Here is a 25,884-nt window from a genome sequence, read left to right as displayed (position 1 = left end):
GCCACGTGACAGCAGCAGGTGAGCCGCCGCGTCACTCCGGCGGCAGATTCGGGGCCGCGGGGGACGTCGGCGCTCCTCCGCAGACGGTGCTGGTGCAGATCCGCGCGCTGCTGCCGACGCTGCCGCCGTCCGAGCGCCGCGTCGGTGAGGCCGCCGTGGCCGACCCGGGCGGAGTCGCGGCCAAGACCATCAGCGAGCTCGCCTCCGACTGCAACACCTCGGAGACCACGGTGATCCGGTTCTGCCGCGCCGTCGGACTGAAGGGCTATCCGGACCTGCGCATCGGGCTGGCCACCGCGGCCGCCATGGAGGACGGGTCCGCGACCTGGGCCTCGGTCGGCAGCGATATCGGTCCGAAGGACACCCTCTCCGACGTGGTGAACAAGCTCGGCTTCGCCGACGTCCGAGCGGTCGAGGACACCGTCGCTCAGCTGGACCTCGACGCCCTGCAACGGACCGTGGACGCGGTGGTCTCCGCGAACGCGGTGGACCTGTACGGGGTCGGCGCGAGTGCGTTGATCGCCCTTGACCTGCAGCAGAAGCTCCACCGGATCGGCCGCCGGGTCAGCGCCTGGGCCGATGCCGACGGGGGGTTGACCTCGGCCGCACTGCTCGGGTGGGGCGACCTGGCCATCGGCATCTCGCACACCGGCAGCACGCCCCAGACGATCGCAGCCCTCACCGAGGCGTCCGACAACGGTGCCACGACCGTAGCCATCACCAACTTCCCCCGCTCGCCGCTTGCCGAGGTCGCCGATCACGTGCTGACGACCGCCGTGCGCGAGACCACCTTCCGGTCGGGCGCGATGGCCAGCCGGATCGCGGCGCTGACCGTCGTGGACTGCCTGTTCGTCGGCGTGGCACAACGCAACTACAGCCGCACCATGCGGGCCCTGGAGCGCACCTACACCGCGGTTCGCGGTCGCGACAACGGCTGAGCCGAGCGTCAGGCACCGGAAGGTCCGCCGACGAGATGCAGACTTCGTAAGTTTGTCACGCGCCTGACGTTGCGACTGTTGTTTCTGGTGTTCCAGTTGCATAACACACATATGTCGCCTGAACAGGCCTTTTGCCGCCAGCGGCCGAAATCCGGCCGGTCAGGCCCGGCCTCAAGTGTTGCGAAGTTACGAATTGAGCGCGTGCTTCGCAATTTATTGACTTCCAGGTCGCCCCGTATCTACGGTCTGCTCACCGCGCTCCCCTACCACTCGTTCCGGCTGATCGGAGTCCTCAGGACCATGCCCAGGTACAAGCACCTCACCGCCGCGATCGCCGCTCTGGCGACGCTGGGCGCGCTCTCCGCGTGCTCCTCGGCGACCACTTCCGCCTCGGGTGGCGGCGTGTACACCACCATCGACGAGAACAACCCGATCACCGTCGGCGCCCCGATGAACCCGTTCAACGCCGCCACGAACACCTTCCTCGGCTACGACACGATGCAGCTGGGATTCACCAAGAAGAACCCCTCGGACCCCAACGACGCCTTCCCCGGCCTGGCGAAGACCTGGACCATCAGCTCCACCGGCGTCACCGTCCAACTGCAGCCGAACGCCAAGTGGTCCGACGGGACCCCGGTGACCGCCGACGACATCAAGGCCTCCATGGCGATCGCGCTCACCCAGGGCAACGCGACGGTCGGCGCGGGCTTCCTCAGCCAGGGCCTGGACGTGGCGAGCGTGAAGGCGGTCGGCGCCCACGGTGTCGAGATCGACCAGGTACCGGGGGTGAACAACCTCAACTTCGGCCGCCTGGTGCTCAGCCAGACCATCGTGTCCAACAAGGTCTACGGCTCGCTGCTGCCCGCCGACATCTGGCAGACCATCGCCGACAGCGAGAACACTGACGTGGCCGTGGCGCAGAAGGCGGTCGACAAGCTGACCGCGACGGGCCAGAGGGTCTCCGCGTTCGCACCGAAGACCGACGTCTCCGCCGGCCCCTTCGCCATCACCCGCATCAACCCGGGCTCGGCCGTGCTCGACCGGAACAAGTACTTCTACGACGTCGCCAAGATCGCGCCGAAGCAGGTGGTGATCCGCCACTACACCGGCAACTCGCAGATCTGGTCCTACATGACCAACGGCGAGCTGGACTCGGCACCGTACACCGCCATTCCGAGCAACGTGCTCAAGCGGATCCTCAGCGCCGGCTACGGCCGCGTGGACTCGACCAGCTACGTGGACGCCGCCATCGCGTTCAACGAGAGCGTCGCCCCGTACAACAACACCGCGGTGCGCCAGGCGCTCGCCTACGTGATCGACCGCCAGGCCGTGACCAAGGTCGGCGAGCCGGTCGGCGGCGTGGCCAACACGTACAACACCGGCCTCATCGACAGCGAGGCGAAGACCTGGCTGGCCCCGGAGCAGATCAGCGGGCTGAACAAGTACGCGCCGGACGTGGCCAAGGCGACCTCCCTGCTGGAGGCCGCCGGGTTCAAGAAGTCGGGTGGCACGTGGCACCTGCCGAACGGCAAACCGTGGACCATCACCCTGCAGACCGTCAACGGCTTCAGTGACTGGATCGCCGCCTCCACCGTCATCGCCAACGAGCTCACCGCGTTCGGGATCCCGACCAAGCCGGCCATCACCGCCGACTTCGCCACCTACAAGAAGGAGATGGCGGCGGGCAAGTACGCCGTCGGCTGGTGGCTGACCGCCCTGGGCCCGGAGACCTCGAAGGCCTACCAGCGGTACTACGGCACGGACGACGGTTACACGCAGACCGGCGCCACTGCCAAGCACAGCGACGCCGCCAACGCGGGCAACTGGGAGCACACGCCGACCAGCTACACCCTGAACGGCAGCAGCTTCGACCCCGGCCAGCTCACCGCGCAGCTCTCCACCATGGACCTGACCGCGCAGAAGCCGGTCGTGCAGAAGCTCGCCCAGGCGTCCAACCAGGAAGTTCCGATGATCCAGATCTGGGACTACACCAACGTGCAGTTCACCAGCTCCAAGCGGTTCACCAACTTCCCGAAGCAGGGGCAGGACGCGCTGCTGAGCAACCCGCCCGGCGTGTGGATGATGCAGGGCTACGTCCAGAGCAAGTGACACCGGCCGCGCGCCCGGCCGGTCCCACCGGCCGGGCGCGTCCCCACTCCCTTGAACCACTATCGAAGTGAGACAACGTGAAGGCATTCACCCGCAGACTGCTGGTGAGGCTCGGTGGTGGGCTGGCCATGGTCTGGATCGTGGCCACGTTCACGTTCTTCCTCGTGCACGCACTGCCGGGGAAGCCGGGTGACGCCCAGTACGAGCAGTTCATCATGCAGGGCCTGTCGCCGGAGGTCGCCCGGGCCAAGGTGGCCGCGATCTACGGCTTCACCTCACACGATCCGCTGTTGACCCAGTACGGCCACTACCTGTGGAAGCTGCTCCACGGCGACCTCGGCATCTCGATCTCCTACAGCGGCGTGCCGGTGAGTCACGTGATCGGCTCCGCACTGCCCTGGACCGTGCTGCCCGTGCTCAGCGGACTGCTCGTCAGCTTCCTGATCGGCGTGACCGCGGGCATCGTCGCGGCGGTGCGCAGATCCAGCCGCTGGGGCGGGCTACTCAGCCTCTCAGGCTCCATCGTCGCGGGCGTACCCTCGTTCGTTCTCGCCCTGCTGCTGGCCCTGATCTTCCACACCGAGCTGAACCTGCTGCCCTACGGCGACACCAGCGACGTCACCCTGGCACCCGGCTTCAACCTCCCCTATCTGACCTCGTTGGTGCAGCACGCGGTGCTGCCGGTGGCGACCTACGCACTGCTCAGCTACGGCGGTTGGCTGCTGGCCATGAAGTCCAGCGTCGTCTCCGTACTGGGGGACGACTTCATCCTCGCGGCCGAGCTGCGCGGTATCACCCAGCGCACCCGGATGCGGTACATCGGCCGCAACGCCATCCTGCCGCTGTTCACGGTGCTGGCGCTGTCGCTGGGCTTCATGTTCGGCGGGGCCATCCTGATCGAGGACATCTTCGACTACCCCGGTCTGGGCAACCTGCTGCTGCAGAGCATCGGCAACCGCGACTACCCGCTGATGAGCGGCGCCTTCCTGCTCATCACCGTCGCCATCGTGCTTGCCAACATCCTCGCCGAACTCTGCTATTCGGTGATCGACCCCCGTGTGAGGCGCTGACCGATGACCACCGCGACACTCCGCCTACCCAGCATCTCCCCGGCCAGGCGCGCCCGATGGAAGGCCGTCCGACAGGTCCTCCTGCGCAAGCCCGGCCGCATCGTGGGGCTGGCCATCCTGATCCTCTTCGCGCTGATGGGCGTGTTCGGTCCCTACCTCTACTCCGGACAGCTCGCCGTGGACCCCGCCGCCGTGTATGCGGCGCCCAGTGCGTCGCACCTGCTCGGCACCGACTTCGCCGGCTCCGACGTCCTGCAGGAGGTCGTGATCGGCGCCCGCTACGTGCTGTTCACGGCCACGATCGCCGCCGTGATCACGGCGGTGCTCGGCACCGGGGTCGGCCTGTTCGCCGGCTATCACCGCGGCTTCACCGACTCGGCGCTGATGCGCGTCACCGACTTCGTGCTGACCATTCCCGGGTTCCCGCTGCTGATCGTCCTGTCCACCATCTGGAGCTTCAGCAATCCGCTGGAGATGGGACTGGTGCTCGGGCTGACCGGCTGGGGCGGCGTCGCCCGAGCCGTTCGCTCCCAGACGCTCTCCCTGCGCGAGCGGGGCTTCCTCGAAGCGGCGCGGGGGCTGGGACTGTCCAGCCGGCACATCATCGGCAGGGAGCTCCTGCCGAACATCGCCCCCTACGTGGCCATGCACCTGCTGCTCTCCGTGATCGGATTCATCGGCTCGGAAGTCGGCCTGTTCTTCCTCGGCGTCGTCCCGTTCTCCAGCAGCAACTGGGGCGTGATGCTCAACGAGGCCGTCTTCTCGGGCGGCGCCATGAACAGCCCCGAAGCGCTCACCTACCTAATGGCCCCGCTGATGTGCATCCTGCTGCTCACCCTGGGCGTCGTGCTCTTCCTCGACGCCATCGACGAACTCTTCAACCCCCGCCTCCGGGAGCGCTCATGACGGACACCATCGAACGCGCCGCGGAAGACGGCGTCGCGGACGTCCGCGTGCGCGACCTGACCGTGCTCTACCGCACCCCGCAGGGGGAACTGCCGGCCGTTTCGCACGCCTCCATCGACCTGGTCAGAGGCCAGATCACCGGCCTGGTGGGCGAGTCGGGCTCCGGCAAGTCGACCCTCGCCCTCGGCCTGATGAACGCCGTTCCCGAGCCGGGCCGGATCAGCTCCGGCACGGTGCTGGTCGAGGGCGTCGGCGACGTCACCGAGCTGCGGGGAGAGCAGCTGCGGAAGGTGCGCGGGGCGGCGCTGGGCTACGTCTTCCAGGCCTCGCAGAACTCGCTGAACCCGCTCAAGACGATCGGCAAGCAGCTTCTGGACCTGGGCCGTTCGCACGGCATCCAGGACCTGCGGGGCCTGGTGGCCCGGGCCAAGGACCTCGCCGACCGGATGGGGCTGGACGGGGAGCGGGTACTCGACTCCTACCAGCACGAGCTGTCCGGCGGCATGCGGCAGCGCGTCGGCATCGTCCTGGCACTGGTGCTCAACGCCAAGGTGCTGATTCTCGACGAGCCCACCACGGCGCTGGACATGATCTCCCAGGCGGCCGTCCTGGACATCGTGCGCAAGGTGCACGACGAGAACGGCCTGGCCACCCTGATCGTCACTCACGACATGGGCGTGGTCTCCGAGATCGCCGACCGGCTCGCCGTGATGTACGGGGGACGGATCGTCGAGGACGGTCCCGTGCTGGACGTGCTCCAGCGGCCCGCCCACCCCTATACCCGCGCCCTCATCCGTGCCACGGCGAGGATCACCGGCGACACCTCCGCAGCCGAGGCGCTCCCCGGCCGGCCGCCGGACCTGACCACCGTCCCGCGCACCGGCTGCGTCTTCCGCGAGCGCTGCGCTCTCGCCACGGACGTCTGCGCGGAGACCGAGCCGCTGCTGACGGCTCTGGGCGAGGACCGCCGCCGCGCCTGCCACGCCGAACCTGCCGCTGTCACTGGAGAGTTGTCGTGATCGAGGCCCGCGGTATCACCCGCACCTACCACACCCGCGGTGCGTTCACCGGCGCCCGTACCGTCCACGCCCTGCGCGGTGTCGACTTCGCCCTGCCCAAGGGGGGCGCGGTCTCCTTCATCGGCGAGTCCGGCTGCGGCAAGACCACCCTCGGCAAGATCCTCACCGGCCTGGAGCCGTTCGACGGCGGTGAGCTGGTCATCGACGGCGTCGAGCTGTCCAAGGTGCCGACGCGGCGCCGAGCGGCGTACTTCCGGCGCATCCAGATGATCCACCAGGACCCCTATTCCGCGCTGAACCCGACGCGGACCGTGGAGCAGATCCTCGGCGACCCGCTGCGGATGCGGGCGAAGGAGACCGGGGCGGACCTGCGGGGTGTCAGGGAACGGGCGGCGGAACTGCTGCGGCTCGTGGGCCTGGAGCCCGAGGGCGCCCTGCCGAAGTACCCGCACCAGCTCTCCGGCGGGCAACGCCAGCGCGTCGTCATCGCCCGCGCGCTCACGGTGGACCCCGAGGTGCTGATCGCGGACGAGGCCGTCTCGATGATCGACGTCTCGATGCGCCTGGGCATCCTCGGGCTGCTGCACGACCTGCGCTCCCGGCTCGGCATCTCGCTGCTGTTCATCACCCACGACGTCGCCACCGCGCGCTACCTCGGCGAAGGCGGTGAACTGCACGTCATCTACCGCGGGCAGGTCATCGAGCGCGGGCCCACCGACGAAGTGATCCAGGCCCCGGTCCACCCCTACACCCAGTGCCTGCTGTCGGCCGTGCCGGTGATGCGTGGCCTGGAGGAGCCGGGCCCGGACCGGCTCGTGCCGCTCGCGGCCCTGGACGAGAAGGTGCACACCGACGGCTGCCTCTTCGCCCCGCGCTGCCCCTTCGCCTCCGACCGCTGCCGGAGCGAGCGTCCCGCCCTGGAGCCGGTGGGCGACCAGGGACAGCACCACGCCTGCTTCCACCCCCAAGCCCGCCGTGTGGTGGGCGTGGAGATCGCCGCGGTCCCGGCCGCCGGGGGCGGCTCGGAGAACCTGACGCGGTGAGCGTCCTGTCCCGCACCGGCGAGGCGGCCGCCGCCCGGTTCGTCGGCACGGCCTGAGGGATTCCACGCAGGCAGCGGCCGGCACGACCGGCGGACGGGCCTGCGGTACCGCAGGCCCGTCCGCCGTCGTCGGCTTCGGTTCCGAGGACGGAACCCCGTCTTGCGCAGGGAAATCCTTTCCGGAGACACGGGGAGATAGGTGGGCAAGGCGATGTGACCGGAGCCGGGCTACTTGCCGGACAGGAGAGCGCCCTAGGCGAGGGCTCCGACGATCCCGTCCGCGCCGAGGCCGCGGGCGGTCTGGTAGCTCTTGACCGCGCTCGTGGTCAGCGAGCCGAAGTCCCCGTCGATGCCCACGGTCTGGCCGAGCGCGGCGGTCAGCGCCCGCTTCAGGCGCTGCACGTCCGCGCCGGTGGAGCCGCTCTGCAGGGTCGGCTGGCTGCCGGCCGCGAGGAGCGCCGTCCAGGTGTGCGAGTCCACGGTGCCGGTGGCCGGGACGCCCTTGGCGGTCTGGAAGGCGGTGACCGCGGCTGCGGTGTCCGAACCGAAGGTGCCGTTCACCGAACCCGTGAAGTAGCCCTGGCGCAGCAGCAGGCACTGGCCGCGCTCACCAGCCCACCGGTGGAGCCGGACGAGATGGTGCCGTAGGCGGTGAAGTCCAGGCTCGCGGAGCAGGTCGGGGAGTTGCCGCCGACGTCCAGGTAGTCGTCGTCGACGTTGATGATGACACCGCCCCAGGTCTCGTCGGTGTCGCCCGAGTACTGGTGCAGCCGCTGGTGGTCGGACCAGTCCGCGGCCGGGACGTAGCTGCCGGTGGCGGTGTCGGCTGCGCCGTTCCACCAGGCGAACCAGATGTTGTCGGGCAGGGTGTACGCGCCGCTGGAACACTGCGCCCCCAGGTCCGATATGCCGGAGCCGAGGCTGGAGTAGACGCCGGACAGGTAGCCGTTCGCGTGCAGTTCCTCTGTCCACGCGGACAAGAAGGTCAGCACGGCGGCGCTGCCGGACGCGTTGGAGTTGTCGTAGCACTCCATGTCGTCGTACAGGGTGCTGCCGGCCGGGAGCCCGAGGGCCGACGCCTTGGCGAGGGCGTCGTCCGCCGTCGCGGCTCCCTGGGCGGCCGCTGTGGACAAGGTGGAGGAGACGCGGTGACTCTTTAGGGCAGCCATGGCCAGGATCCTTCCGGGTCTTCAATGTCTCCATCAAACCCGGGGCGATTCAGCCTGACCCCCAAACCTGTCAGAACGACGAAAGTCGAGTGTACCCGATTTGCACCATAAAGCGCGGGTTCCCCTTCGGGAAACGGGAAAACAGGCAGGGGGATCCGCCTGGGCCCGGCCGTGGACATTTCCCGGAGCGCGGCGGAAGGATGGTGCTTGCCGCGAGCCCCGGTCCCGGTCGCCCGCCCGTATCGCCCCAGGAGGCCCACAGGATGAGCGCCCGTCCGCTGCCCGTCAGCACACCTGCCGAGCAAGGGGTGGACGCCCGGGGGATCCAGGCGTTCCTCGATGCGGTCGAGGCGGCACCGGACATCGAGCCGCACAGCCTCATGATCCTGCGCCACGGCCGTCTGGTCGCCTCCGGCTGGTGGGCGCCCTACAGCGCCGACCGCCTCCACCTGCTGTACTCGCTCAGCAAGAGCTTTACCTCGACGGCCGCCGGAGCGGCCGTCACCGAGGGACTGCTCGACCTCGACGCGCCCGTGCTGTCGTACTTCCCGGAGTTCGAGGCGGACATCACCGACCCGCGCAGCCGCGCCATGCTGGTCCGGCACGTCGCGTCCATGGCGAGCGGGCACCTCGCCGAGACCCAGCCGGAGGCGTTCGGGCTCGACCGGGCGGAACCCGTACGCGGCTTCCTGCTGATCCCTCCGGACCGCGACCCCGGCACGGTCTTCGCGTACAACCAGCCCACGACCTACACGCTGGCCGCGCTCGTGCAGCGGCTGTCCGGCCAGTCGCTCACCGAGTACCTGCGCCCGAGGATCCTGGACCCGCTCGGCATCGGCGAGGTCAGCTGGACCCAGCATCCGCGCGGCCGCGACCTCGGCTTCACCGGACTGCACGCCACCACGGACGCGATCGCCCGCCTCGGTCTGCTGTACCTCCAGGACGGCGTCTGGGAGGGCAGGCGCCTGCTGCCGTCCTCCTGGGTGGCCCAGGCGACCCGCCCGCACATCTCGAACGCCGACGGGACGGCCGAGGGCGCCGTGTCGGACTGGCAGCAGGGGTACGGCTTCCAGTTCTGGATGTCGCGGCAGGGCTACCGCGGAGACGGGGCGTACGGCCAGTTCTGCGTCGTCCTGCCCGAGCACGACGCCGTGATCGCGACGACTGCGGCGACCATGGAGATGCAGAAACTGCTCGACGCGATGTGGCGTCATCTGCTGCCCGCGTTCGCATCGGGACCGCTCGCGGACCGCGCCGACGACGACAAGGCGCTCCAGGAGCGCCTCGACCGCCTCGCTCTGCCCCCGGTTCCCGCGCATTCCGGGCCCATGGCGGACTCCGACTGCTGGCAGGGCGCCCGCTTCACGCCCGGGGAGGGCCGTTCGCAACAGCCGACACTGACGGCGGCCGAGGTCACCGCGGCGGACGGGACCTGGACGGTGACCCTCGTGGAGGGCGACGAGCGTCTCACGCTGCCGCTTCCCGGAGCCTCCTGGGCCGTGCAGGAGGACCCCGTCCCCACCGCGGTGAGCGGTGGCTGGACCGATCCGGACACCCTTCGCCTGGACGTCCTGTTCCTGGAGACGCCGCACCGGCTGACGGTCACCTGTGCCCTGGACGGCGGCACGTTCACGGCCCGCTGGCACACCACACCGCTGCACGGCGGCCCCTTGCGGCGCCAGCGGGCGCCCCGCACCGCTCGGAAGGGTGGCGCCGCAACAGGCGGATGACGAGGTGGGTGCTCTCCGGTCCAGGGCGCCCCGTCCAGGCCCCCGTCCAAGGCCAGGCGGTGCCCTCAGGAGGCCTTGCTCGACGCCTTGCTGAACTGCTCGATGATGGCCTCGCAGGATGCGGGCAGGTCGGCGGGTGAGCGGCTGGTGGTGAACTGGCCATCGATGACGACTTCCTCGTCGACGACCTCGGCCCCCGCGTTGCGCAGGTCGGTGCGGATGCTCGGCCAGGACGTCATGCGATGGCCGCGCACGGCGCCGGCCTCCACCAGGGTCCAGGGGCCGTGGCAGATCGCCGCGATCGGCTTCCCGCTGGCGGCGAAGGCCTTGACGAAGGCGACGGCGTCCTTGTTCATGCGCAGTTGGTCCGGGTTCATGGTGCCGCCCGGAAGGAGCAGGGCGTCGTAGTCGTCCTCGGAGGCGTCGGCCACGAGCCGGTCGACGGGCAGGGTGCCCGCCGCGTTGATGTCGAACTGTCTGGCCTGGATCTCACCCGGGTGGAGCGAGATGATGTCGCTGGTGGCGCCAGCACCGTAGAGGGCTCCGCGGGGCTCCTCCAGCTCCACGCGCTCCACACCGTCGGTGGCCAGGATCGCGACCCTCCGGTCACGCAGTGCCTGTGCCATGGTGGTTCCTGCCTTTCCGCTGAGCGATCGGCCGTGTGGCGAGCGCGGCCGGCCGGGCCCCTGCTCGGCCGCCGTCGGCCTGCTCTCCGGGCGGACACAGCGAAGGACAGCGCCGGCCAGCCGGAGGGCGCGCGGCGCATCACCCCGTTCCGGCATGCGCACCATGCCGCTGGTGGTGAGCATGCGAACGGCCGCACCCTCCCTACTTCTCCACCCTCCCACCCGCCTCAGGCGTGTCAACCGGAGCCCGCACTCCATGGCGGAGCGATGGAGTGTGCGTTCCGCGACAGGGGAGACGGGGAGACTGGCGATCGGTCGGTGACCGACCCCCGCACCGCACGCACCCGGACGGCCGCTCCGCTAAGAGTCATCCCGTATTGGGATGCCACCCGATCAGTTCCCGTGTAGGTATACCGCCGCGGGCTGCGGCGTTTCCTACGCGGGCGGCTGTTCCGACGTGGTCCTTGTGCCGCTGGTTCGCGGGTCGGGTCTCATTCGGGGCAGGCCGGTACCGTTCGGGGGTGTTTCGTCGAGCAGAGGCCTGCTGGCCGGGGGCACCCGGACCGTGGGCTGCCGCGTGGGTGCGGCCCCTGCTGGGGCGGGCACCTCGCTGCGGTTGACTCGACAGGGCTTCTTGCAGCCCTGGTGAGAACGAGATCTGTGTGGTGCGGGCCTGGACGATGTCCAGGCCCGCCGTGCTGGGATCGTCCGGGTCGGTGAGCCGGACGTGCGCGGCGAGTGCGGCGGAGACCATGTCACGGTCGGCGACCAGTCCGCAGGAGGTGCAGGCGTGCACTCGGTCGGCGAGGGTTTTGCGGACCTGTGCGCCGCACAGGCAGGTCTGCGACAGCTTCGTGTTGAAGGTCGACGCGCGCAGCAGGCGGCCGCTGGTCTTCTCGCACTCCTTGCCGATCGCGGCGATGAGCCGCCCTGGTGTGGTGGCCTGCAGAGTCTTGCCCCACAGTCGGTGCCAGGTGCGGATGTCGCAGTCTTCGACGACTAGGTTGGCGCCGTGTTCGGCGACGATCTGCTCGGCTATTCGCCGTGCGCGGTGGTCTTTCGCGGCGGCCGCAGTGGCCGCGGCCTCGGCGAGCTTCGCACGGTTTAGGCGGTAGCCGGCCGAGAGGGTGTCCCTGCGGTATGCCTGTTTGGGTACTCCGGCCTTGTTTGCTGCCCGCGCGCCGCCGGGCACTTGGGCCTGCTTGTCTCGGAGTCCGGCGGCTTTGCGGCGTTCGGCACGGGCCTGCTGGCGCTTCGACGGCGCGTACTGGCCTGGGTTGGTGGCGCGGCGGGAGCGGTCGAGGGCGCGTTTACGGCCGCGTTCCTTGCGGCGGGCCTTCTCGAGTGCGGCCCTCTCGGCGTCGGTGAGCTCGACCCGGGTCGAGCTCACCTCTCCGTCGGCAGGGTCGAACGTGTCCGGGAGGGAGACGACGGACAAGTTGGAGACGTTGCCGTCGATCCCACCAACCCGGCCCAGGTCGGCTGCGGCAGCCCGCCGGGTCCGGGTAGCTGGGGATGCGTATCCGCCGGTGAGGATCATCAGGTGCGCCTCGTAAGCCCACCCGCCGGGAGTGCTCGTGTCTCGCCGTCGGACCAGGTCGACCTTGTGCCACGTTTCTGGGCTGTTCAGGAAGTGGACCAGCCGCGGCCAGCGGCCGGCACCGGAGGGCAGCCGCACGGGGAGGACGAGGTCGCCGCGTTGGGAGTCTGCGCCGCCGGTGAACACAAGGGCAAGGGGCCCGGCGTGGTCCCACCAGGTTGCGGCGCGGGTCTTCGGTTTTCCCTTCGCGGTGACTTCGCCGGTTTCGACGCGGCGGGGTCGCACGGGCACAGGCATGCGTCGCGGCTGTGCGAGGACGCTCGTCTTCGGCGGCAGCCCGGCCGCCTGCACCGGATCACTCACGGACGGGTTGAGGTCCCAGTGCCGGTAAGCGTCCAGGTGTCCGGCAAGAGTGCCGTGGAGGCGGAACGTTTCCCACTTCCGGGCCGTGGTGTGCGAGCGGGCACGGCCGGGGATGCGGGTGTAGTCCCACCAGGTGCCCGTCTTCGGCCGTCCAAACCGACGGCCGGACGCATCAGGAAACAGGTGCCGACTGACGGATTCCCACACCTCGTCTGCCTGATGCATCACCAGTGCTTTGGTGACATGCTGGCCGAGGTGCCGAGACCGTTCCATGTGCCGGTACCCGCGGCGTTCCATGCCCTCGCGGGACAGGCCCAGCCCGACCCGCCACGTTTTCGCGTCGATTTCGCGGCGGACATCGCCGGCCCAGTACGCGTCGACCGCAGCCGTGGCATTACGCTGAAGCGCTCGCTTCACCGACCACATCGCCGAATACAGCTGCTCTACCCGATGCTGGCTGTCGAGTCGGCTCACGTCGAGCGGCAGGCGGATCACCGCGAGTTCGGTGTCCTCGCCGCGGGTCCACCGTTTGCCTCTGTTCTTCCCACGGAACCTGCGGGCAGACGCGTCAGAGGCAGATACCGGGTCGAGCAGCTCTGCACTCACGGCATCCCACCTCCTTTGTCTACGGCAACGGCGACGACCTGTCCGGAACTTGGCAGCTTTGGCAAGCAAGGCCAAGGCTACAGACGGCTACTGACAGCGCCCGCTCCAGCGACCCTGGACGGACTCTACGATGCACTCATACGTCTGAGTCTGGCTTGCTGCACGAGCGTTGAGCTCCGTGCCTGGACCGGGCTCGCTGGACCGCAGATGAGATCCCTCGTTGAGCAGCTGTGGGAGCGGAAACCCGACGCCGCTCGAAGCCGGAACGGAGCGTTGCCGTTCCCTGACCGGGTTCTGCTGCTTGTCTTGGCCTACCGGACCAACCTCACCATGCAGCAGCTCGCGTCGCTGTTCGGCACGACCGACTCCACCGTGCACCGCGTGCTCTACCGTTTGGCACCTCGCCTTGCGGAATTTCTGGGGCCGCCACCGGCTGACCGGCGGGAGTTGCGGGTCGTCGATGGCACGCTCATCCCCGTCCACGATCAGTCCCGCACAGCTAAAAGCAAGAATTACCGGCGCAGCGTGAACGTCCAGGTCGTCTGCCGGCCACGGGACAGGCGCGTCGTCGCCGTCAGCGACGCATGGCCAGGGAATCGGAACGATGTGGTCGTATACCGGGAAACCCCCGGCCGGAGTCTTCCCGGCCACCCGCGGATCTCCGGCGACGGCGGCTACCGTGGCTGCGACCAGATCAGAACACCGCGCCGCGGACCAGACGGCCGCATCATCAAAGACAGAAACTACCGCAGGTTCCGGAAACGGCGCGCCGTAGCCGAGCACACCATCGCTCGTCTCAAAGACCACCAAATCCTCAGGCAGTGCCGCCGCCGCGGCGAGGCAATCAACCATGCCGTTGCCGGCGTCGCGGCGCCCCACAACCTGAAGCTCGACATCAGGTAAATCAATCCCCAGCAGCGGCGAGTCATGCGCCGCCCCACACTACGGGATATCTCTTAGCCCAGCGCCTGCGCCCAGTTGGCCGGCACCCGGCCCGCCGGTCCCGGCACCGGCTGGTCCTCGGGATGGCAGGCCGGGGGAGCGAGCTCGGGCCCCGACTCGTACAGCTGCGACGTGGTGTAGTCCCAGAACCAGCCCTCGCCCGGCTCGAAACTGCGGATCACCGGATGCCCGCTGGCGTGGAAATGGGCGGTGGCGTGCTTGGCCGGCGAGTCGTCGCAGCAGCCGATGTGTCCGCACTGCGCGCAGCGCCGCAGATGGAACCACCAGCCTCCCGCCTCGTCGCACTCGGCACAGCCGGTGCCGCTCGGCGGGACGGTGGGCTCGATGCCTTCGACTGACGTCATGACGCCTCCGGTGAGGTCTGGGAAACCCGCTGCGGCTCGATGTCCGGCTCGTCGGCATCGGACTCTGCGGCGGTCAGCGGCAGCCGCACCTGGAACCGTGTGTCGCCGGGCACGGACCGGACGTCCAGGCTGCCGTGGTGCTTGTTGACGACGATGCGCCAGGAGATGTCCAGGCCGAGTCCGGTGCCCTGGCCGACCGGCTTCGTGGTGAAGAAGGGGTCGAAGATGCGGTTGCGGATCTCGGGCGGCACGCCCGGGCCCGTGTCGCCGAACTCGACCAGCAGCCGGTCGCGGTCGAGAGCGGTCCGCACGGTCAGCGTGCCCTCGCCGCCCCCGTCGTTCATGGCCGAGACCGCGTTGTCGATGAGGTTCGTCCACACCTGGTTCAGCTCGCCGGGGTAGGCGGGAATCGGCGGCAGGCTGCGGTCGTACTCCTTGACGATGGTGATCCGCTTGCCGATCTTGCCGGAGAGCATCAGCAGGGTGCTGTCGAGGAGTTCGTGCACATCGGAGTTCTGGAACGGCGCCCGGTCCAGCTGCGAGTACTGCCTGGCCGCGTTGACGAGCGTGGAGACCCGGGTGGTCGAGTCCTCGATCTCGTTCATCAGCAACTCGGTCTCGACCGTGTAGTTGAGCCAGCGGATCGCGCCTTCCAGGGTCTGCTCGTCGACGGCCGCCGCCACCTGGTTGAGCCAGTCGGTGTCGAGCCCGGCCTGTACGAAGTTCGGAGCGATCTGCCAGGCGCCCTGGATGCCGTGGTCGTCGAGCCAGTCGCCGAGTTCGTCCTCGCGGTCGGACGCATCCAGGGGGCTGACCGGAACGGCCTTCGCGACCTGTTCCGCGGTCCTCTCCTGGATGTCTACCAGCGTCCGCAGCGTGTCAGGCTCGTACCGGCCCGCGGCGATCATGCCCAGCTTGTGCCGCATCCCGGCGACGCGCTCGCGCAGCGCCGCCGTCGCGCTCACTGCCGCGGCGGCCGGGTTGTTGAGCTCGTGGGTGAGGCCCGCCGACAGCGAGCCGAGGGCCAGCAGCCGCTCGCGCTGATTGATGACCTGCTGCGTGTTCTTGGAGCCGAAGAACAGCCCCTCCAGCAGATGCACCGCCATCGGGAACCAGTCCCGCATGACCGTGGCGAAGGTCGCGGCGGGCAGGACGAAGAATCGCGAGGGTTCGGTGACCCGCATCGAGCCGTTGTACGTCGCCCCCCGCGCCCGATTGCCGAGATACGCCTGGAAGGCGCCCGCGTACACGCCGCGCTGCGACGTCCGGGAGATCTCCACGTCGTCGGCGCCGACCCGGCGCGAGAGCACCACGGTGCCCTCCATCAGGACGAAGAAGCACGTGGCGGGATCCCCCTCGGTGTACACCGGACCGGGGTCGAACAGTTCCACCCGCCCCTCGAGGCAGAGCCGCGCCAGCTGGTCGTCGGTCAGCTTCTCGAACAGGAAGAGCGTCCTCAGCTCACTCTTGTCGCAGGACATCGGCCGGCTGCTCACGACCGCTCCCCGAACTGTGGGTTCATGACTGCTCCAGATACCGGTGGACGAGCATCACGGCCATGGCTCCCTCGCCGACCGCGGAGGCGACCCGCTTGGCGGACTCGGCGCGGGCGTCGCCCGCCACGAAGACGCCGGGGACATTGGTCTCCAGGTGATAGGGGGGCCGCTCCAGTTCCCAGCCGGGCGGTGGCTGCCCGTCGCAGGTCATGTCGGGACCGGTGGGGATGAAACCGTGCTCGTCCCGCAGCACGGTCCCCTCCAGCCAGTCGGTCAGCGGGGCCGCCCCGATGAACACGAACAGCCACTGCGCGTCGACGAGTTCGATGACTCCCGTCGCCATGTCCCGCAGCGTCAGCTGCTCCAGGTGCTCGGTGCCGTGCGCGGCGTCCACGACGGTGCGCGTGCGCACGTTGATGTTCGACGTCTCGGCGATCTGCTGGACCAGGTAGTGCGACATCGACGCGGACAGCGACTCGCCCCGCACGATCAGGGTGACCGACTTGGCGCCCCGGGACAGGTACATCGCCGCCTGGCCCGCGGAGTTGGCGCCGCCGACGACGTACACGTCGTACCCCGAGCAGGCCGGTGCCTCCGTCAGCGCCGAACCGTAGAAGACCCCGCACCCGGTCAGCTCCTCGAGACCGGGCGCCCGGAGCTGCCGGTACGACACTCCGGTCGCCAGGATCACGGTGTGCGCGGCGATCGCCGAACCGTCGGAGAAGCGCACGATGCGCGCCGCCCCGTTGATCTCGAGTGCGGACACCTCGCGTGCGGTGAGGATCTCGGCGCCGAACTTCTTCGCCTGGCGGCGCGCCCGGGTCGTCAGCTGAGCGCCCGACACGCCGTCCGGGAAGCCGAGGTAGTTCTCGATCCGGGAACTCTGCCCGGCCTGCCCGCCGGTCGCCGACCGCTCCACGAGCAGGGTCCGCAGCCCTTCCGACGCCCCGTACACGGCGGCCCCGAGCCCGGCGGGCCCGCCGCCGATGACGACGAGGTCGTAGAAGTCCGAGGTCGGTGTCGTCGCGAGCCCCACATGTCCCGCGAGCTCCGCGTCCTCTGGCTCGATCAGCGGCGTGCCGTCCGGGGTGACGACGAGCGGAAGCCGCACCCCGTCCTGGCCGGCGGCCGCCAGCAGCCGCTGTCCCTCAGGCATGTCGACCGAGTACCAGTGGTACGGCACCTGGTTGCGGGCGAGGAACTCCCGGACCTCCGACGATCTGGCCGACCAGCGGTGCCCCACCACCTTGGTGGTGGGGACCGACTTGTAGTCGGAGGCCCGCCATGCCTCCAGCAGGTCGTCCAGGACCGGGTACAGCTTCTCCTCCGGCGGATCCCATGGCTTGAGGAGGTAGTGGTCGAGATCGATGACGTTGATCGCGTCGATGGCGGCGCTGGTGTCCGCGTAGGCGGTCAGCAGCACCCGGCGCGCCCCCGGGTAGACGTCCAGGGCCTGTTCCAGGAACTCGATGCCGTTCATCTCGGGCATCCGGTAGTCGGCCACGATGACGGCCACCAGTTCACCGCGCAGCTTGAGTTCCCGCAGTGCCTCCAGCGCGCTCCGGCCGGATTCGGCACGCACGATGCGGTACGACTCGCCGTATCGTCGGCGCAGGTCGCGTGCCACGGCGCGGGACACCCCCGGGTCGTCGTCCACGGTCAGGATGACGGTCCGTGCCGCTGTGGCGGCCGCTTGTGACATCAGGTCTCCCACCCCAGTCAGTCGGCGTCCCGCCCATCGTATGTTCGATCGTCCGGTTTCGCTCCGGAACCCGGTGACCGTCCGTTTCGGTAACGTGTGACCGCCGATCATGGACCCGGATCAGGAACAGGGAGGCAGCCCTATGACCCGCCCCATCACCGTGGGAGTGGACGGATCACCGGAGAGCGAAGCCGCGGCGGCCTGGGCGGGGCGTGAGGCGGTGCGCCGGGGCCTGCCACTGCGGATCGTGCACGCCTGGCAGTGGCAGCCGTACGAAGTGGCCCCGGCCGCCGACCGGGACGCCCAGGCGGGATGGGCGCGGGAGATGGTGGACGGGGCCCGGCGAGCCGTCGCGGAGCGCCATCCGGAGCTGCCCGTGACCGCCGAGGCCCTGGAAGGGGCGCCCGCCGGGACGCTGGCCGCCGAGGCGGACGCCGCCGAGCTGCTGGTCCTGGGTTCGCGGGGCCACGGGGCAGTCGTGGGCTTCCTGCTCGGCTCGGTGGGCCAGCAGGTCATCGCCGAGTCCGCCCGGCCCGTGGTGCTCGTACGGTCGGACGACCGGGCCAGCGCGGAGGCGGCGGGCCGCGAGGTCGTCGTCGGACAGCACGGGGGCCCCGACGACAGCGCGCCCACGCTCGGATTCGCGTTCGCCACCGCCGCGGCGCGGGGCGCCGCCGTGCGGGTCGTGAGGGCCTGGAGCCTGCCGCCCGTGTTCGCCTACAGCCCCGGCTCGATGAAGCTGCTCGACGAGGCCGGCGGTATGGAGCCGTACGAGCGGAAGGCGCTCGACGAGGCGCTGCGGCCCTGGCGGGACCGCTATCCGCAGGTGCCGGTGACCGAGCACGTGGAGATGGGCAGCGCGGGCCAGGTACTGCTCGCCGCGGCCGCCCACGCCCAGCTGGTCGTGGTGGGGCGGCACGCCTCTCGGCCGGTGGGCCCGCGCATCGGATCCGTGGCGCACGCGCTGCTGCACCACGCGCCCTGCCCGGTGGCGGTCGTGCCGCCCGCCTGACCGCGGACGTGCCCCGTCTCCCCGGCCCGCCGCGGCCGGGGAGACATCTTCAGCGAGGTTCCGGGCGCCGGCTGACGACTCCGCCGGCGCCCGGTGACCGTGACGGTCCCCTCCGGTCTACGACGCGCTGCCCTTGCCCCGCAGACTGCGGTCCAGGAGTGCCAGCAGCTCCGTCCAGTGGCGTTCCGTCGCCTCGGCGTTGTACGCCGCGGTGTCTGCCTGGGTGTAGCCGTGGTGCGCGCCCGGGTAGACCTCGCTGCGGTGGCGCACGCCCGCCTCCGTGAGCACCTTGTCGAGCAGCTCGATCTGCTCGAGGGGCATCGAGGAGTCCTGGTCGGCGTGGCCGAAGTACACCTCCGCGGTGACGCGGTCGGCCACCAGGTGGGGGCTGTCGGGGGTGTCGGTCGCCAGACGCCCGCCGTGGAACCCGGCGATCGCGGCGACCCGCTCGGGGTACGCGCCGGCGGTGCGCAGGGCCAGCCTGGCGCCCATGCAGTAGCCGGTGATGCCGATCGGCCCGTCGGCGGCCTGGGGGAGGTCGGCGAGCCGGCGCAGATAGGCGTCGGCGTCGCGTTCCACCGCTTCGGGCGTCAGGGCCTGCATGAGCGGCATGATCTGCTGGAACAGCTCGGGGCGCGCGGACGGGTCGATAAAGTCCGGCAGGTCGACCACGGGAGCCCGCCCGCGCCGGTAGAAGACATTGGGCACGAGGACGGTGTAGCCGTGCTCGGCGAGGTGGTCGGCCATCCGCTTCAGGGACGGCCGCAGCCCGAAGGCATCCATGTAGAGCAGGACCGCGGGGTGGGGGCTGTCGTCGTCGGGGTGGACCAGGTAGGCATCGGCCGTGCCGTCTTGGGTGGGGATGTCCAGGGACGTCCCACGGATGGAGGTCATGTGCTGTACTCCTGCCTTTCGACATCCGGCCGGTGGCGGGCCGGCCGGGCCTTGGAGCGCCATCATCGCAACGCCGCCTGTGGGCCCTTCGCCTGGGGATCGTCATCGAGGACGCACGGCTCAGGGTGCGGGCCCGCCGGGCGTTCACGCGGACGGCGGTACGGGCCGCTCCTGCTCCCCGGGATCGGCGAGCTCCTCCCGGCCGGGCCGGGCGGCGCTGGTCGGCGCGCCGTCGGACACCCGGCCGCCGGGCCGCTCGCCGTCGGCACCGTGGTCGCCGCCGACCTCGTAGGGCGGCCGGTGGTGCCGTGTCGCCAGCAGGAGTGCGATGTCGTCCGGTCGGTCGAGGGTGCGCCGGGCCCGTTCCATGAGCCGGTCCGCGATGTCCGTCAGGCTGGGCCTGCCGACGCTGTCCATGCCTTCCCCCGCGCGGGCGAGCGCCGCGCGCAGGACGTCGACGCCCTCGTCGATGTCGGTGCCGGGCCGCTCGACCAGCCCGTCGGTGTACAGCGCGAGGACGGCATCGGGTTCCAGTGACAGATGCGTCACGGGATAGCGGGCCTGCGGATCCACCCCGAGCACCAGTCCGCCGGGCAGGTCCAGGACCTCTGTCAGACCGTCGGGATGGCGCAGCAGGGGCTGCGTGTGCCCGGCTCGTACGGCCCGCGCGTATCCCGTGTCCGGGTCCAGCCGGATGTAGCAGCAGCTGGCGAACTGGCCCGGATCCAGGTCGATGAGCAGCCGGTTGGTGCTGCTCATCACCTGGTGCGGGGCGTGGTCGCCGAGGGCGAACGCCCGGACCGCGCTGCGCAGTTGGCCCATCGTGGCGGCAGCCTGCACTCCGTGTCCCTGTACGTCGCCGATGACCAGGGCGAGTCCGTCGCCGGCCTCGACGACGTCGTACCAGTCGCCGCCCACGTCCATGCCCTGTGTGCCGGCCAGATAGCAGCCGGCGGTCTCCACCAGCGGATGGTCGGACAGCCGGTGCGGCAGCAGGGCCTCCTGCAGACCACGGGCGAGGGCGGCCTCGGAGTCGTAGCGCTGGGCGCGCTCCAGGGCCTGGGCGATCAGACCCGCGAGCGCGGTGAGCACGGTGCGCTCCCCGGCGCTGAAGGTGCGCGGCCGTTCGAAGCCGAGGACGCACGAGCCGACCGGCCGGCCGGAGGCGATCAGCGGCAGGAAGGCCCGTGAGCCCGACTCGGTGTCCAGCGAGAGGCCCGGATAGGCGGCCTCGACCTGCTGCATCGACTCGAAGAACAGAGGGCGTCCGGTGGTGAGCGTCTCGACGCTCGGCAGCTTGGCGTCCAGGCCGACGCCTTCGAACTGGGCGAGGTACCCCGGCGGAAAGCCGGTCTCCCAGGCCACGTACAGATGCCGCTCCTGCAGCAGATAGATCGCCAGCCGGCGCCCGCCGAACGCGGGCAGCAGCTCCCGCATCACCACCTCGGACACCTGACGTGCCGTCATGGCCTCGGACAGCGCGATCGCCAGGACGATGGGGCGGTACACCGGGGCCGAGGGGTCCGGTGTACCGAGCACTCCCGTGGCCGAGGCCGGCGACTCGCCCAGTGAGGGCGCCTCCACGGTGTGCCCGAGCGGCACCACCCGGCAGCTCACGACATCCGGGCCGGGATGGGCCGAGACGGTGAGCCAGTCGCCTTCGCCCTCGTCCTCGGACTCCGTCGTGGGACGCCGGACCTGGAAGTGCACCGGTTCCGGCGAGATGAGAGCCGCGCGCAGATAGTCCTCGTAGGCGGGCTGTTCGAGCCAGGGGACGGCCTCCCACAGGGGCCGGCCGACGAGCTCCGCCTGCGTCCGGCCCAGCAGTTCGGCGGCACGCGGGTTGACGTAGGTGATCAGTCCCAGCCGGTCGAACGCGAACACGCCGTCCGGGAGGAGGTCCGTTGCCTCCTCCGCCGCAGGTCCGGGGCCCGGGTCGACGACGAGGCCGCCCACCCTGTGCTCCCGTCCCGTCGATGCCTCGGGCCAGAACTCCAGCATCCGCCGGCTGCCGTTCGCGGCCCGGACCCGCAGCGGACGCACGGGTGGGGAGTCGGCGGCCGAGTCGCGCAGTGCGCACAGCACCCGGCACGCGTCATCGGGGGAGATGGCCGCGGCCAGGGCCTCGGGCGAACGGGCGATGTCCTCCTTGGTGCCGCCCGTCAGCTCCCAGAAGACGTTGTCGGCGGTCACCGTGGCATCGGCGGGGTCCCAGACGAAGTGCCCGATCGACCCCTGTGACGGCCCGCTCACCGGTGGCCGTACGCACAGCGGCTCGCGGTCCCAGATCACGGGATCCCCTTCGGCCTCCAGGGCACCCAGGGCCTCGCCCAGACGATCCGCCACCGCGGTCAGCCGGGCCCGTTCGGGCAGCGCCTCGGAGACGTCCGATGCCGGAGGCCGCAGCACCGTCAGCACGCCGTACCTGGTCGTACCGTCCGACACGGGCATGCAGACCGAGCCGAACCGGAACGGCAGCCCCGCAGCCAGTTGCGGGTAGCGCCGCATGGTCTCCGTGGAGTCGGTGAGCACGACCGGGTTGCCGTGCCGGTAGGCGTCCGCGACCGGGAACTGGCGCTCCGTGTGCAGCCGCCACCATGGCCGGAACAGCGGGCCCGGAAGGCCGGTGAGTACGGCCAGGCGCAGTACCGCGGGCGCGCCGGAGCGCAGGTACACGCCGCCCGCGAAGCCGCCGACGGCGTGGATCGCGTCCGCCACGGCGCCGGTCAGCACGGCGGTCGGCGTCCCGGGTGCGCTCTGCGCGCGCTCGGCGCTGCCTTGCATCGGTCTGCCCTCGTCCCGGGCCGTCGGGTGGGTATCACAGCAAGAATGCGCCGTATCGGCCCGGATGCGCATCCGGACAGGTCAGTGCGGAGGCAGCGACCACCGCACCGGGTGAATCATGCGGCGTGGCGGACGGGGTCGCCGCCGCTGACAGGGCGGACGTGGGTCAGGCGGGTGTTCCGTGCCGGGCCCCGCAGGTCCCGCCCCGCTCGGCTCGGAAGCCGGCCAGGAGACCGCCGGGCCGACTCCGGCTCACCGTGCGCGCCGGAACACGTCGTCGGATTCGTCCCAGGTCGCATGCTCGTCCAGCCTGCGCTCGCGCGGGATGCGGGACGCGGACTGGTACATCGCCTCGATCTCCCCCGCGTACCGGCGCGCGATGACGTCCCTGCGCAGCTTCATCGACGGCGTCAGCAGCCCGTTGGACACGTCGAACAGCTCCGGCAGCACCCGGAAGACCCGGATGGACTCCGATCGCGACACCGTGGTGTTGGCCGCGGCGACGGCGCGGGCCACCTCCTGCCGCAGCGCGTTCTCCTCCCGGGCCTCGCGTCCGGGCGCGTCCCCCTGCGCGAACAGGGCGCGGCGCCAGTGCGCCAGGAACTCCGGGTCAAGGGTGATCAGAGCGCCCACGCAGGGCCGGTTGTCACCCACGACCACCGCCTGGTGGATGAGCGGATGCATCCGCAGCCGCTCCTCGAGGGCCGCCGGGGAGACGCTCTTGGCACCGCTCGTGACGATGGTGTCCTTCTTGCGGCCCGTGATCGACAGATAGCCCTCGGGGTCGAGGTGCCCGAGGTCGCCCGTGGCCAGCCAGCCCTCGCGCAGTGCCGAGTGCGTGCCCAGGTCGTCGTTGACGTACCCCTGGAAGACCGAGGGGCCGCGCACCAGGATCTCCCCGTCCGGGGCCATCCGTACCTCGACGCCCGGCAGGGGGCGCCCCACGGTGCCCCACTTCTCCCGCCCGACCGGCTGCGCGGTGATTCCCCCGCTCGTCTCGGTGAGGCCGTAGCCGTCGTGCACGGAGATCCCGATCCCCGCGTAGAACAGGGTGAGTTCCCGGTTCAGCGACGATCCGCCGGACACGGCGCCGCACACCCGCCCGCCGAGTGCGGCGCGCACCTTGCGGTACACCGCCTTGTCGTACAGGGCGTGCTGGAGCTTGAGGTCGAGGCCGGGACCGTGCCCGGTGCCCAGCCGGTGCCGCTCGACCGCCAGGGCGTAGTCCTGAGCCGTGCGCACCGCCTTCTCGAACAGGGTGCCCCGCCCCGCCTGCTGGGCCGTGCGGAGGAACGTCTTGAAGAGTCTTTCGAAGACGAACGGGACGGCGTACAGGTACGTCGGGCGGAAGCTCAGCAGCGATGCGGCCAGGGTGTCCGCGCGCAGGTCCGGTTCATGGGCCATGAGCAGGCCGCCGCGCAGGCACATCCCCTGGATCATCAGCCCGTAGACATGGGAGAAGGGCAGGAAGGCGAGGACGGCGGGCTGCTCCCCGGGCGGTGCCCCGGTGTGCCCCCAGCCGGCCAGCAGTGTGTCGCAGGGGCTCGCCAGATTGCGGTGGCTGAGCGCGCAGCCACGGGCGTGTCCGGTCGTACCCGAGGTGTAGGCGACGACCGCGGTCGAGTCCGGCAGCACGATACGGCGCAGCGAGTCGATGGTCGTGGCCGGCACCGGTCGGCCGCGCTCCACCAGCGTCGCCAGCGCGCCGGCGTCCAACTGCCACACGTGGCGCAGCAGGGGCAGCGAGGCGCACACCGACCCGACGGTCATCACCCCGTGCTCGTCCTCGACGACGACGGCGACGCAGCCGGAGTCCCGCAGGATCCACTCGACCTGCTCGTGCGAGGACGTCGGATAGACCGGCACGACCTCGGCGCCGACCGCCCACAGGGCGCAGCTGAGCAAGGTCCACTCATAGCGGGTGCGGGCCATGATGGCCACGCGGTGGCCGGGGCGGATGCCCGAGGCGACGAGTCCCTTGGCCAGATCGACCACTTCGTCGCGCAGTTCGCCTGCCGTCATGGTGTTCCACGTGCCGTCGCCCCGCCCGGACCGGCGGGCGATCATCGGCAGGCCGGGGTCGCGGTTCGCCGTGTCGAAGACGCTGTCGGCGAGCCCTCCGGTCATCGCGGGCCATCCCGCCGTGTCCGGGGCGATCGCCCGGGCGTTTCCCATGTCGCGCATGCGCCGCCCCCGAGCCTCTCCTGCGACGTCGCCGATGGATACGGGATCGGCGGGCACGAATGTAGCCCAGCCTGTGACCGGTCGTGCAGGAAATGGACAAGGAATCCTCGCGAATTGGCAACAGCGGGTTCCGGACAATCAGTTGGGGTGCCGGCGGTCGTTCGTCTCCCGTGGTCCGAGCTCCGTGCCCCGTGTCACCAGCGGCCCGGTTCCGTGCCGGTCACAGGCGCCGAGGGCGTGCCGTCCGGTCCCACCGGGACGTCTCCGGCGAGCATCACCCGGTGCATGATCCGAGACTGTTCGGGCGTGACGAGGTCGCTCGGGGCCAGGTGGATGGTGGCCCGGTTGTCCCAGAAGGCGACACTGCCCGGCTCCCAGCGGAAGCGGACCGTGTACTCCGGGCGCGTGGCCTGCTCCAGGAGCATCTGCAGGATGTGCGCGCTCTCGGCGCGCGAGAGGCCGGCGATCTGCTCGACGTAGTAGCCGTTGACGAACAGCACGCGTTCGCCCGTCTCGGGGTGCACCCGGACCAGCGGGTGCTCAGCGGCGACCTGGTGGTCCAGGAGATGACGCAGGTAGGCGTCGTCGCCGGGCCGCGCCTGGTACCCGACGCCCAGTCGGTGCTCGGCGCGCAGTCCGTCCACGAACGTCCGTACCGGCTGCGAAAGGCCCGCGTACGCCGCGGCCAGATTGGACCACTGGGTGTCCCCGCCGTACGGCGGCACGGTCTCGGCCCGCAGGATGGTCGCGGCGGGCGGGTCGACGCGGGCGCCGTGGTCGCAGTGCCAGCCCCGCAGGAGCGAGTACCGCCTGCGCCGCAGCCACTCCTCGTGGTCCATGCCGTAGCGCCCGCCCAGCTCCAGCCGGTCGGCCGTCGTCTCGATCTCGGGGAAGCCCGGCGGGGAGGTACTTCCGCGTTTGCCGAGGACGACGGGTTCGCCGAATCGCCGTGCGAACGCGATGTGCGCGGCGTGGTCCAGTTCCTGGCCCCGGAAGAACACCACCTTCCAGCGCAGCACCGCCGACCGGATCGCGGCCACCGTCGCGTCGTCCAGGCCGGCGGCGAGGTCGACCCCGGTGATCTCCGCGCCGATGTGGCCGGCGACGGGCCTCACCTCGACCTCGGTACCGCTGTCCGTCGTCATACCGGCTCCGTCCGTCGTGGGTCCGTCCGCCGTGCGTGCGGACTGGCTGGGGGCAAGCATCGTCCGGCTGCTGCCGGTGCGAAAGATCGCATGGGCAGCAGGCGGACGGCCGGAGGGCTCCCTGCCGCCGGTGCTTTTGCCTTCTCGTTGCCTCTCCATGACTGGATGACTACATATCTGTAGTCGTGATGGTTCGCGCGAGTAAGGCATGCCTTCGCTAACCTGCACGTCCATCGGCGGGA

At 70.4% G+C, this 25,884-nt stretch carries 20 protein-coding genes; 9 read left to right on the top strand and 11 right to left on the bottom strand.

Annotation, left to right across the window (positions count from 1 at the left end):
* Nucleotides 1–5 precede the first annotated feature (5 nt).
* The 6 genes from ACQEXA_RS06950 to ACQEXA_RS06925 all read left to right on the top strand — a co-directional run bounded on the left by ACQEXA_RS06950 (nucleotide 6) and on the right by ACQEXA_RS06925 (nucleotide 7,085).
* Nucleotides 6–938, top strand: coding sequence for a MurR/RpiR family transcriptional regulator (locus tag ACQEXA_RS06950; RefSeq protein ID WP_433129068.1), 933 nt, complete (start codon nucleotides 6–8; stop codon nucleotides 936–938).
* Between the two features lie 201 nt (nucleotides 939–1,139).
* Nucleotides 1,140–3,047: an ABC transporter substrate-binding protein gene (locus ACQEXA_RS06945; protein ID WP_433129066.1), complete on the top strand. Its 1,908-nt coding sequence runs from the start codon at nucleotides 1,140–1,142 to the stop codon at nucleotides 3,045–3,047.
* A gap of 77 nt (nucleotides 3,048–3,124) precedes the next feature.
* A complete protein-coding gene (locus ACQEXA_RS06940) occupies nucleotides 3,125–4,117 on the top strand; it encodes an ABC transporter permease (RefSeq protein ID WP_433129064.1) in 993 nt (330 codons plus the stop codon).
* Between the two features lie 3 nt (nucleotides 4,118–4,120).
* The gene (locus ACQEXA_RS06935) at nucleotides 4,121–5,023 is read left to right on the top strand and encodes an ABC transporter permease (RefSeq protein WP_433129062.1); all 903 of its coding nucleotides are present in this window, start codon (nucleotides 4,121–4,123) and stop codon (nucleotides 5,021–5,023) included.
* Nucleotides 5,020–6,042, top strand: coding sequence for an ABC transporter ATP-binding protein (locus ACQEXA_RS06930; protein WP_433129060.1), 1,023 nt, complete (start codon nucleotides 5,020–5,022; stop codon nucleotides 6,040–6,042). Before ACQEXA_RS06935 ends, ACQEXA_RS06930 begins: the two co-directional genes overlap by 4 nt.
* The gene (locus tag ACQEXA_RS06925; RefSeq protein ID WP_433129058.1) at nucleotides 6,039–7,085 is read left to right on the top strand and encodes an ABC transporter ATP-binding protein; all 1,047 of its coding nucleotides are present in this window, start codon (nucleotides 6,039–6,041) and stop codon (nucleotides 7,083–7,085) included. Before ACQEXA_RS06930 ends, ACQEXA_RS06925 begins: the two co-directional genes overlap by 4 nt.
* Nucleotides 7,086–7,336: 251 nt before the next feature.
* Here the strand turns inward: ACQEXA_RS06925 and ACQEXA_RS06920 are convergent, their stop codons facing one another.
* Together ACQEXA_RS06920 and ACQEXA_RS06915 are read right to left on the bottom strand one after the other, a co-directional pair.
* The gene (locus ACQEXA_RS06920) at nucleotides 7,337–7,645 is read right to left on the bottom strand and encodes a peptidoglycan-binding domain-containing protein (RefSeq protein ID WP_433129056.1); all 309 of its coding nucleotides are present in this window, start codon (nucleotides 7,643–7,645) and stop codon (nucleotides 7,337–7,339) included.
* Complete coding sequence (locus tag ACQEXA_RS06915) at nucleotides 7,642–8,253, bottom strand: DUF1906 domain-containing protein (protein ID WP_433129054.1); 612 nt, start codon at nucleotides 8,251–8,253, stop codon at nucleotides 7,642–7,644. Before ACQEXA_RS06915 ends, ACQEXA_RS06920 begins: the two co-directional genes overlap by 4 nt.
* 263 nt (nucleotides 8,254–8,516) lie before the next feature.
* Between ACQEXA_RS06915 and ACQEXA_RS06910 the strand changes: the two genes are divergently transcribed.
* The gene (locus ACQEXA_RS06910; RefSeq protein WP_433129052.1) at nucleotides 8,517–9,983 is read left to right on the top strand and encodes a serine hydrolase domain-containing protein; all 1,467 of its coding nucleotides are present in this window, start codon (nucleotides 8,517–8,519) and stop codon (nucleotides 9,981–9,983) included.
* A 65-nt stretch (nucleotides 9,984–10,048) separates the two neighbouring features.
* Here ACQEXA_RS06910 and ACQEXA_RS06905 read toward each other — a convergent pair whose 3' ends face one another.
* Both ACQEXA_RS06905 and ACQEXA_RS06900 read right to left on the bottom strand, forming a co-directional pair.
* Entirely contained in the window at nucleotides 10,049–10,609 is a 561-nt protein-coding gene (locus tag ACQEXA_RS06905; RefSeq protein ID WP_433129050.1) for a type 1 glutamine amidotransferase domain-containing protein, read from the bottom strand.
* A gap of 367 nt (nucleotides 10,610–10,976) precedes the next feature.
* Entirely contained in the window at nucleotides 10,977–13,118 is a 2,142-nt protein-coding gene (locus ACQEXA_RS06900; RefSeq protein ID WP_433129048.1) for a zinc ribbon domain-containing protein, read from the bottom strand.
* Nucleotides 13,119–13,325: 207 nt separating this feature from the next.
* Between ACQEXA_RS06900 and ACQEXA_RS06895 the strand changes: the two genes are divergently transcribed.
* Nucleotides 13,326–14,021, top strand: a complete 696-nt coding sequence (locus ACQEXA_RS06895; protein WP_433129046.1) for a transposase — start codon at nucleotides 13,326–13,328, stop codon at nucleotides 14,019–14,021.
* 53 nt (nucleotides 14,022–14,074) lie between these two features.
* Here ACQEXA_RS06895 and ACQEXA_RS06890 read toward each other — a convergent pair whose 3' ends face one another.
* The 3 genes from ACQEXA_RS06890 to ACQEXA_RS06880 are packed head-to-tail and all read right to left on the bottom strand — an operon-like array spanning nucleotide 14,075 to nucleotide 17,623.
* Nucleotides 14,075–14,425 (bottom strand): UBP-type zinc finger domain-containing protein, encoded by a 351-nt coding sequence (locus ACQEXA_RS06890; RefSeq protein ID WP_359397633.1) that lies wholly within the window; start codon nucleotides 14,423–14,425, stop codon nucleotides 14,075–14,077.
* Nucleotides 14,422–15,906: an ATP-binding protein gene (locus ACQEXA_RS06885; protein ID WP_433134469.1), complete on the bottom strand. Its 1,485-nt coding sequence runs from the start codon at nucleotides 15,904–15,906 to the stop codon at nucleotides 14,422–14,424. The genes ACQEXA_RS06890 and ACQEXA_RS06885 overlap by 4 nt, the downstream gene beginning before the upstream one ends.
* Before the next feature lie 37 nt (nucleotides 15,907–15,943).
* On the bottom strand, nucleotides 15,944–17,623 hold the full coding sequence (locus ACQEXA_RS06880) for an FAD-dependent oxidoreductase (protein ID WP_433129044.1): 1,680 nt from the start codon (nucleotides 17,621–17,623) through the stop codon (nucleotides 15,944–15,946).
* A 142-nt stretch (nucleotides 17,624–17,765) separates the two neighbouring features.
* Between ACQEXA_RS06880 and ACQEXA_RS06875 the strand changes: the two genes are divergently transcribed.
* A complete protein-coding gene (locus ACQEXA_RS06875) occupies nucleotides 17,766–18,635 on the top strand; it encodes a universal stress protein (protein ID WP_433129042.1) in 870 nt (289 codons plus the stop codon).
* Between the two features lie 117 nt (nucleotides 18,636–18,752).
* On the opposite strand, the gene ACQEXA_RS06870 is transcribed toward ACQEXA_RS06875, so the two are convergent.
* From ACQEXA_RS06870 to ACQEXA_RS06855, 4 genes are all read right to left on the bottom strand, one after another.
* Nucleotides 18,753–19,529 (bottom strand): dienelactone hydrolase family protein, encoded by a 777-nt coding sequence (locus tag ACQEXA_RS06870; RefSeq protein ID WP_433129040.1) that lies wholly within the window; start codon nucleotides 19,527–19,529, stop codon nucleotides 18,753–18,755.
* Nucleotides 19,530–19,673: 144 nt separating this feature from the next.
* Nucleotides 19,674–22,313 (bottom strand): SpoIIE family protein phosphatase, encoded by a 2,640-nt coding sequence (locus ACQEXA_RS06865; protein WP_432936136.1) that lies wholly within the window; start codon nucleotides 22,311–22,313, stop codon nucleotides 19,674–19,676.
* Nucleotides 22,314–22,565: 252 nt separating this feature from the next.
* On the bottom strand, nucleotides 22,566–24,488 hold the full coding sequence (locus ACQEXA_RS06860) for an AMP-dependent synthetase/ligase (protein WP_432939855.1): 1,923 nt from the start codon (nucleotides 24,486–24,488) through the stop codon (nucleotides 22,566–22,568).
* 203 nt (nucleotides 24,489–24,691) lie between these two features.
* A complete protein-coding gene (locus tag ACQEXA_RS06855; protein ID WP_433129038.1) occupies nucleotides 24,692–25,642 on the bottom strand; it encodes a TauD/TfdA dioxygenase family protein in 951 nt (316 codons plus the stop codon).
* Between the last annotated feature and the right edge of the window lie 242 nt (nucleotides 25,643–25,884).

The sequence above is a fragment of the Streptomyces sp. CA-106110 genome, from assembly GCF_050936285.1.
Taxonomy (GTDB): domain Bacteria; phylum Actinomycetota; class Actinomycetes; order Streptomycetales; family Streptomycetaceae; genus Streptomyces.
This window is presented reverse-complemented; position numbering and strand designations above follow the sequence as displayed.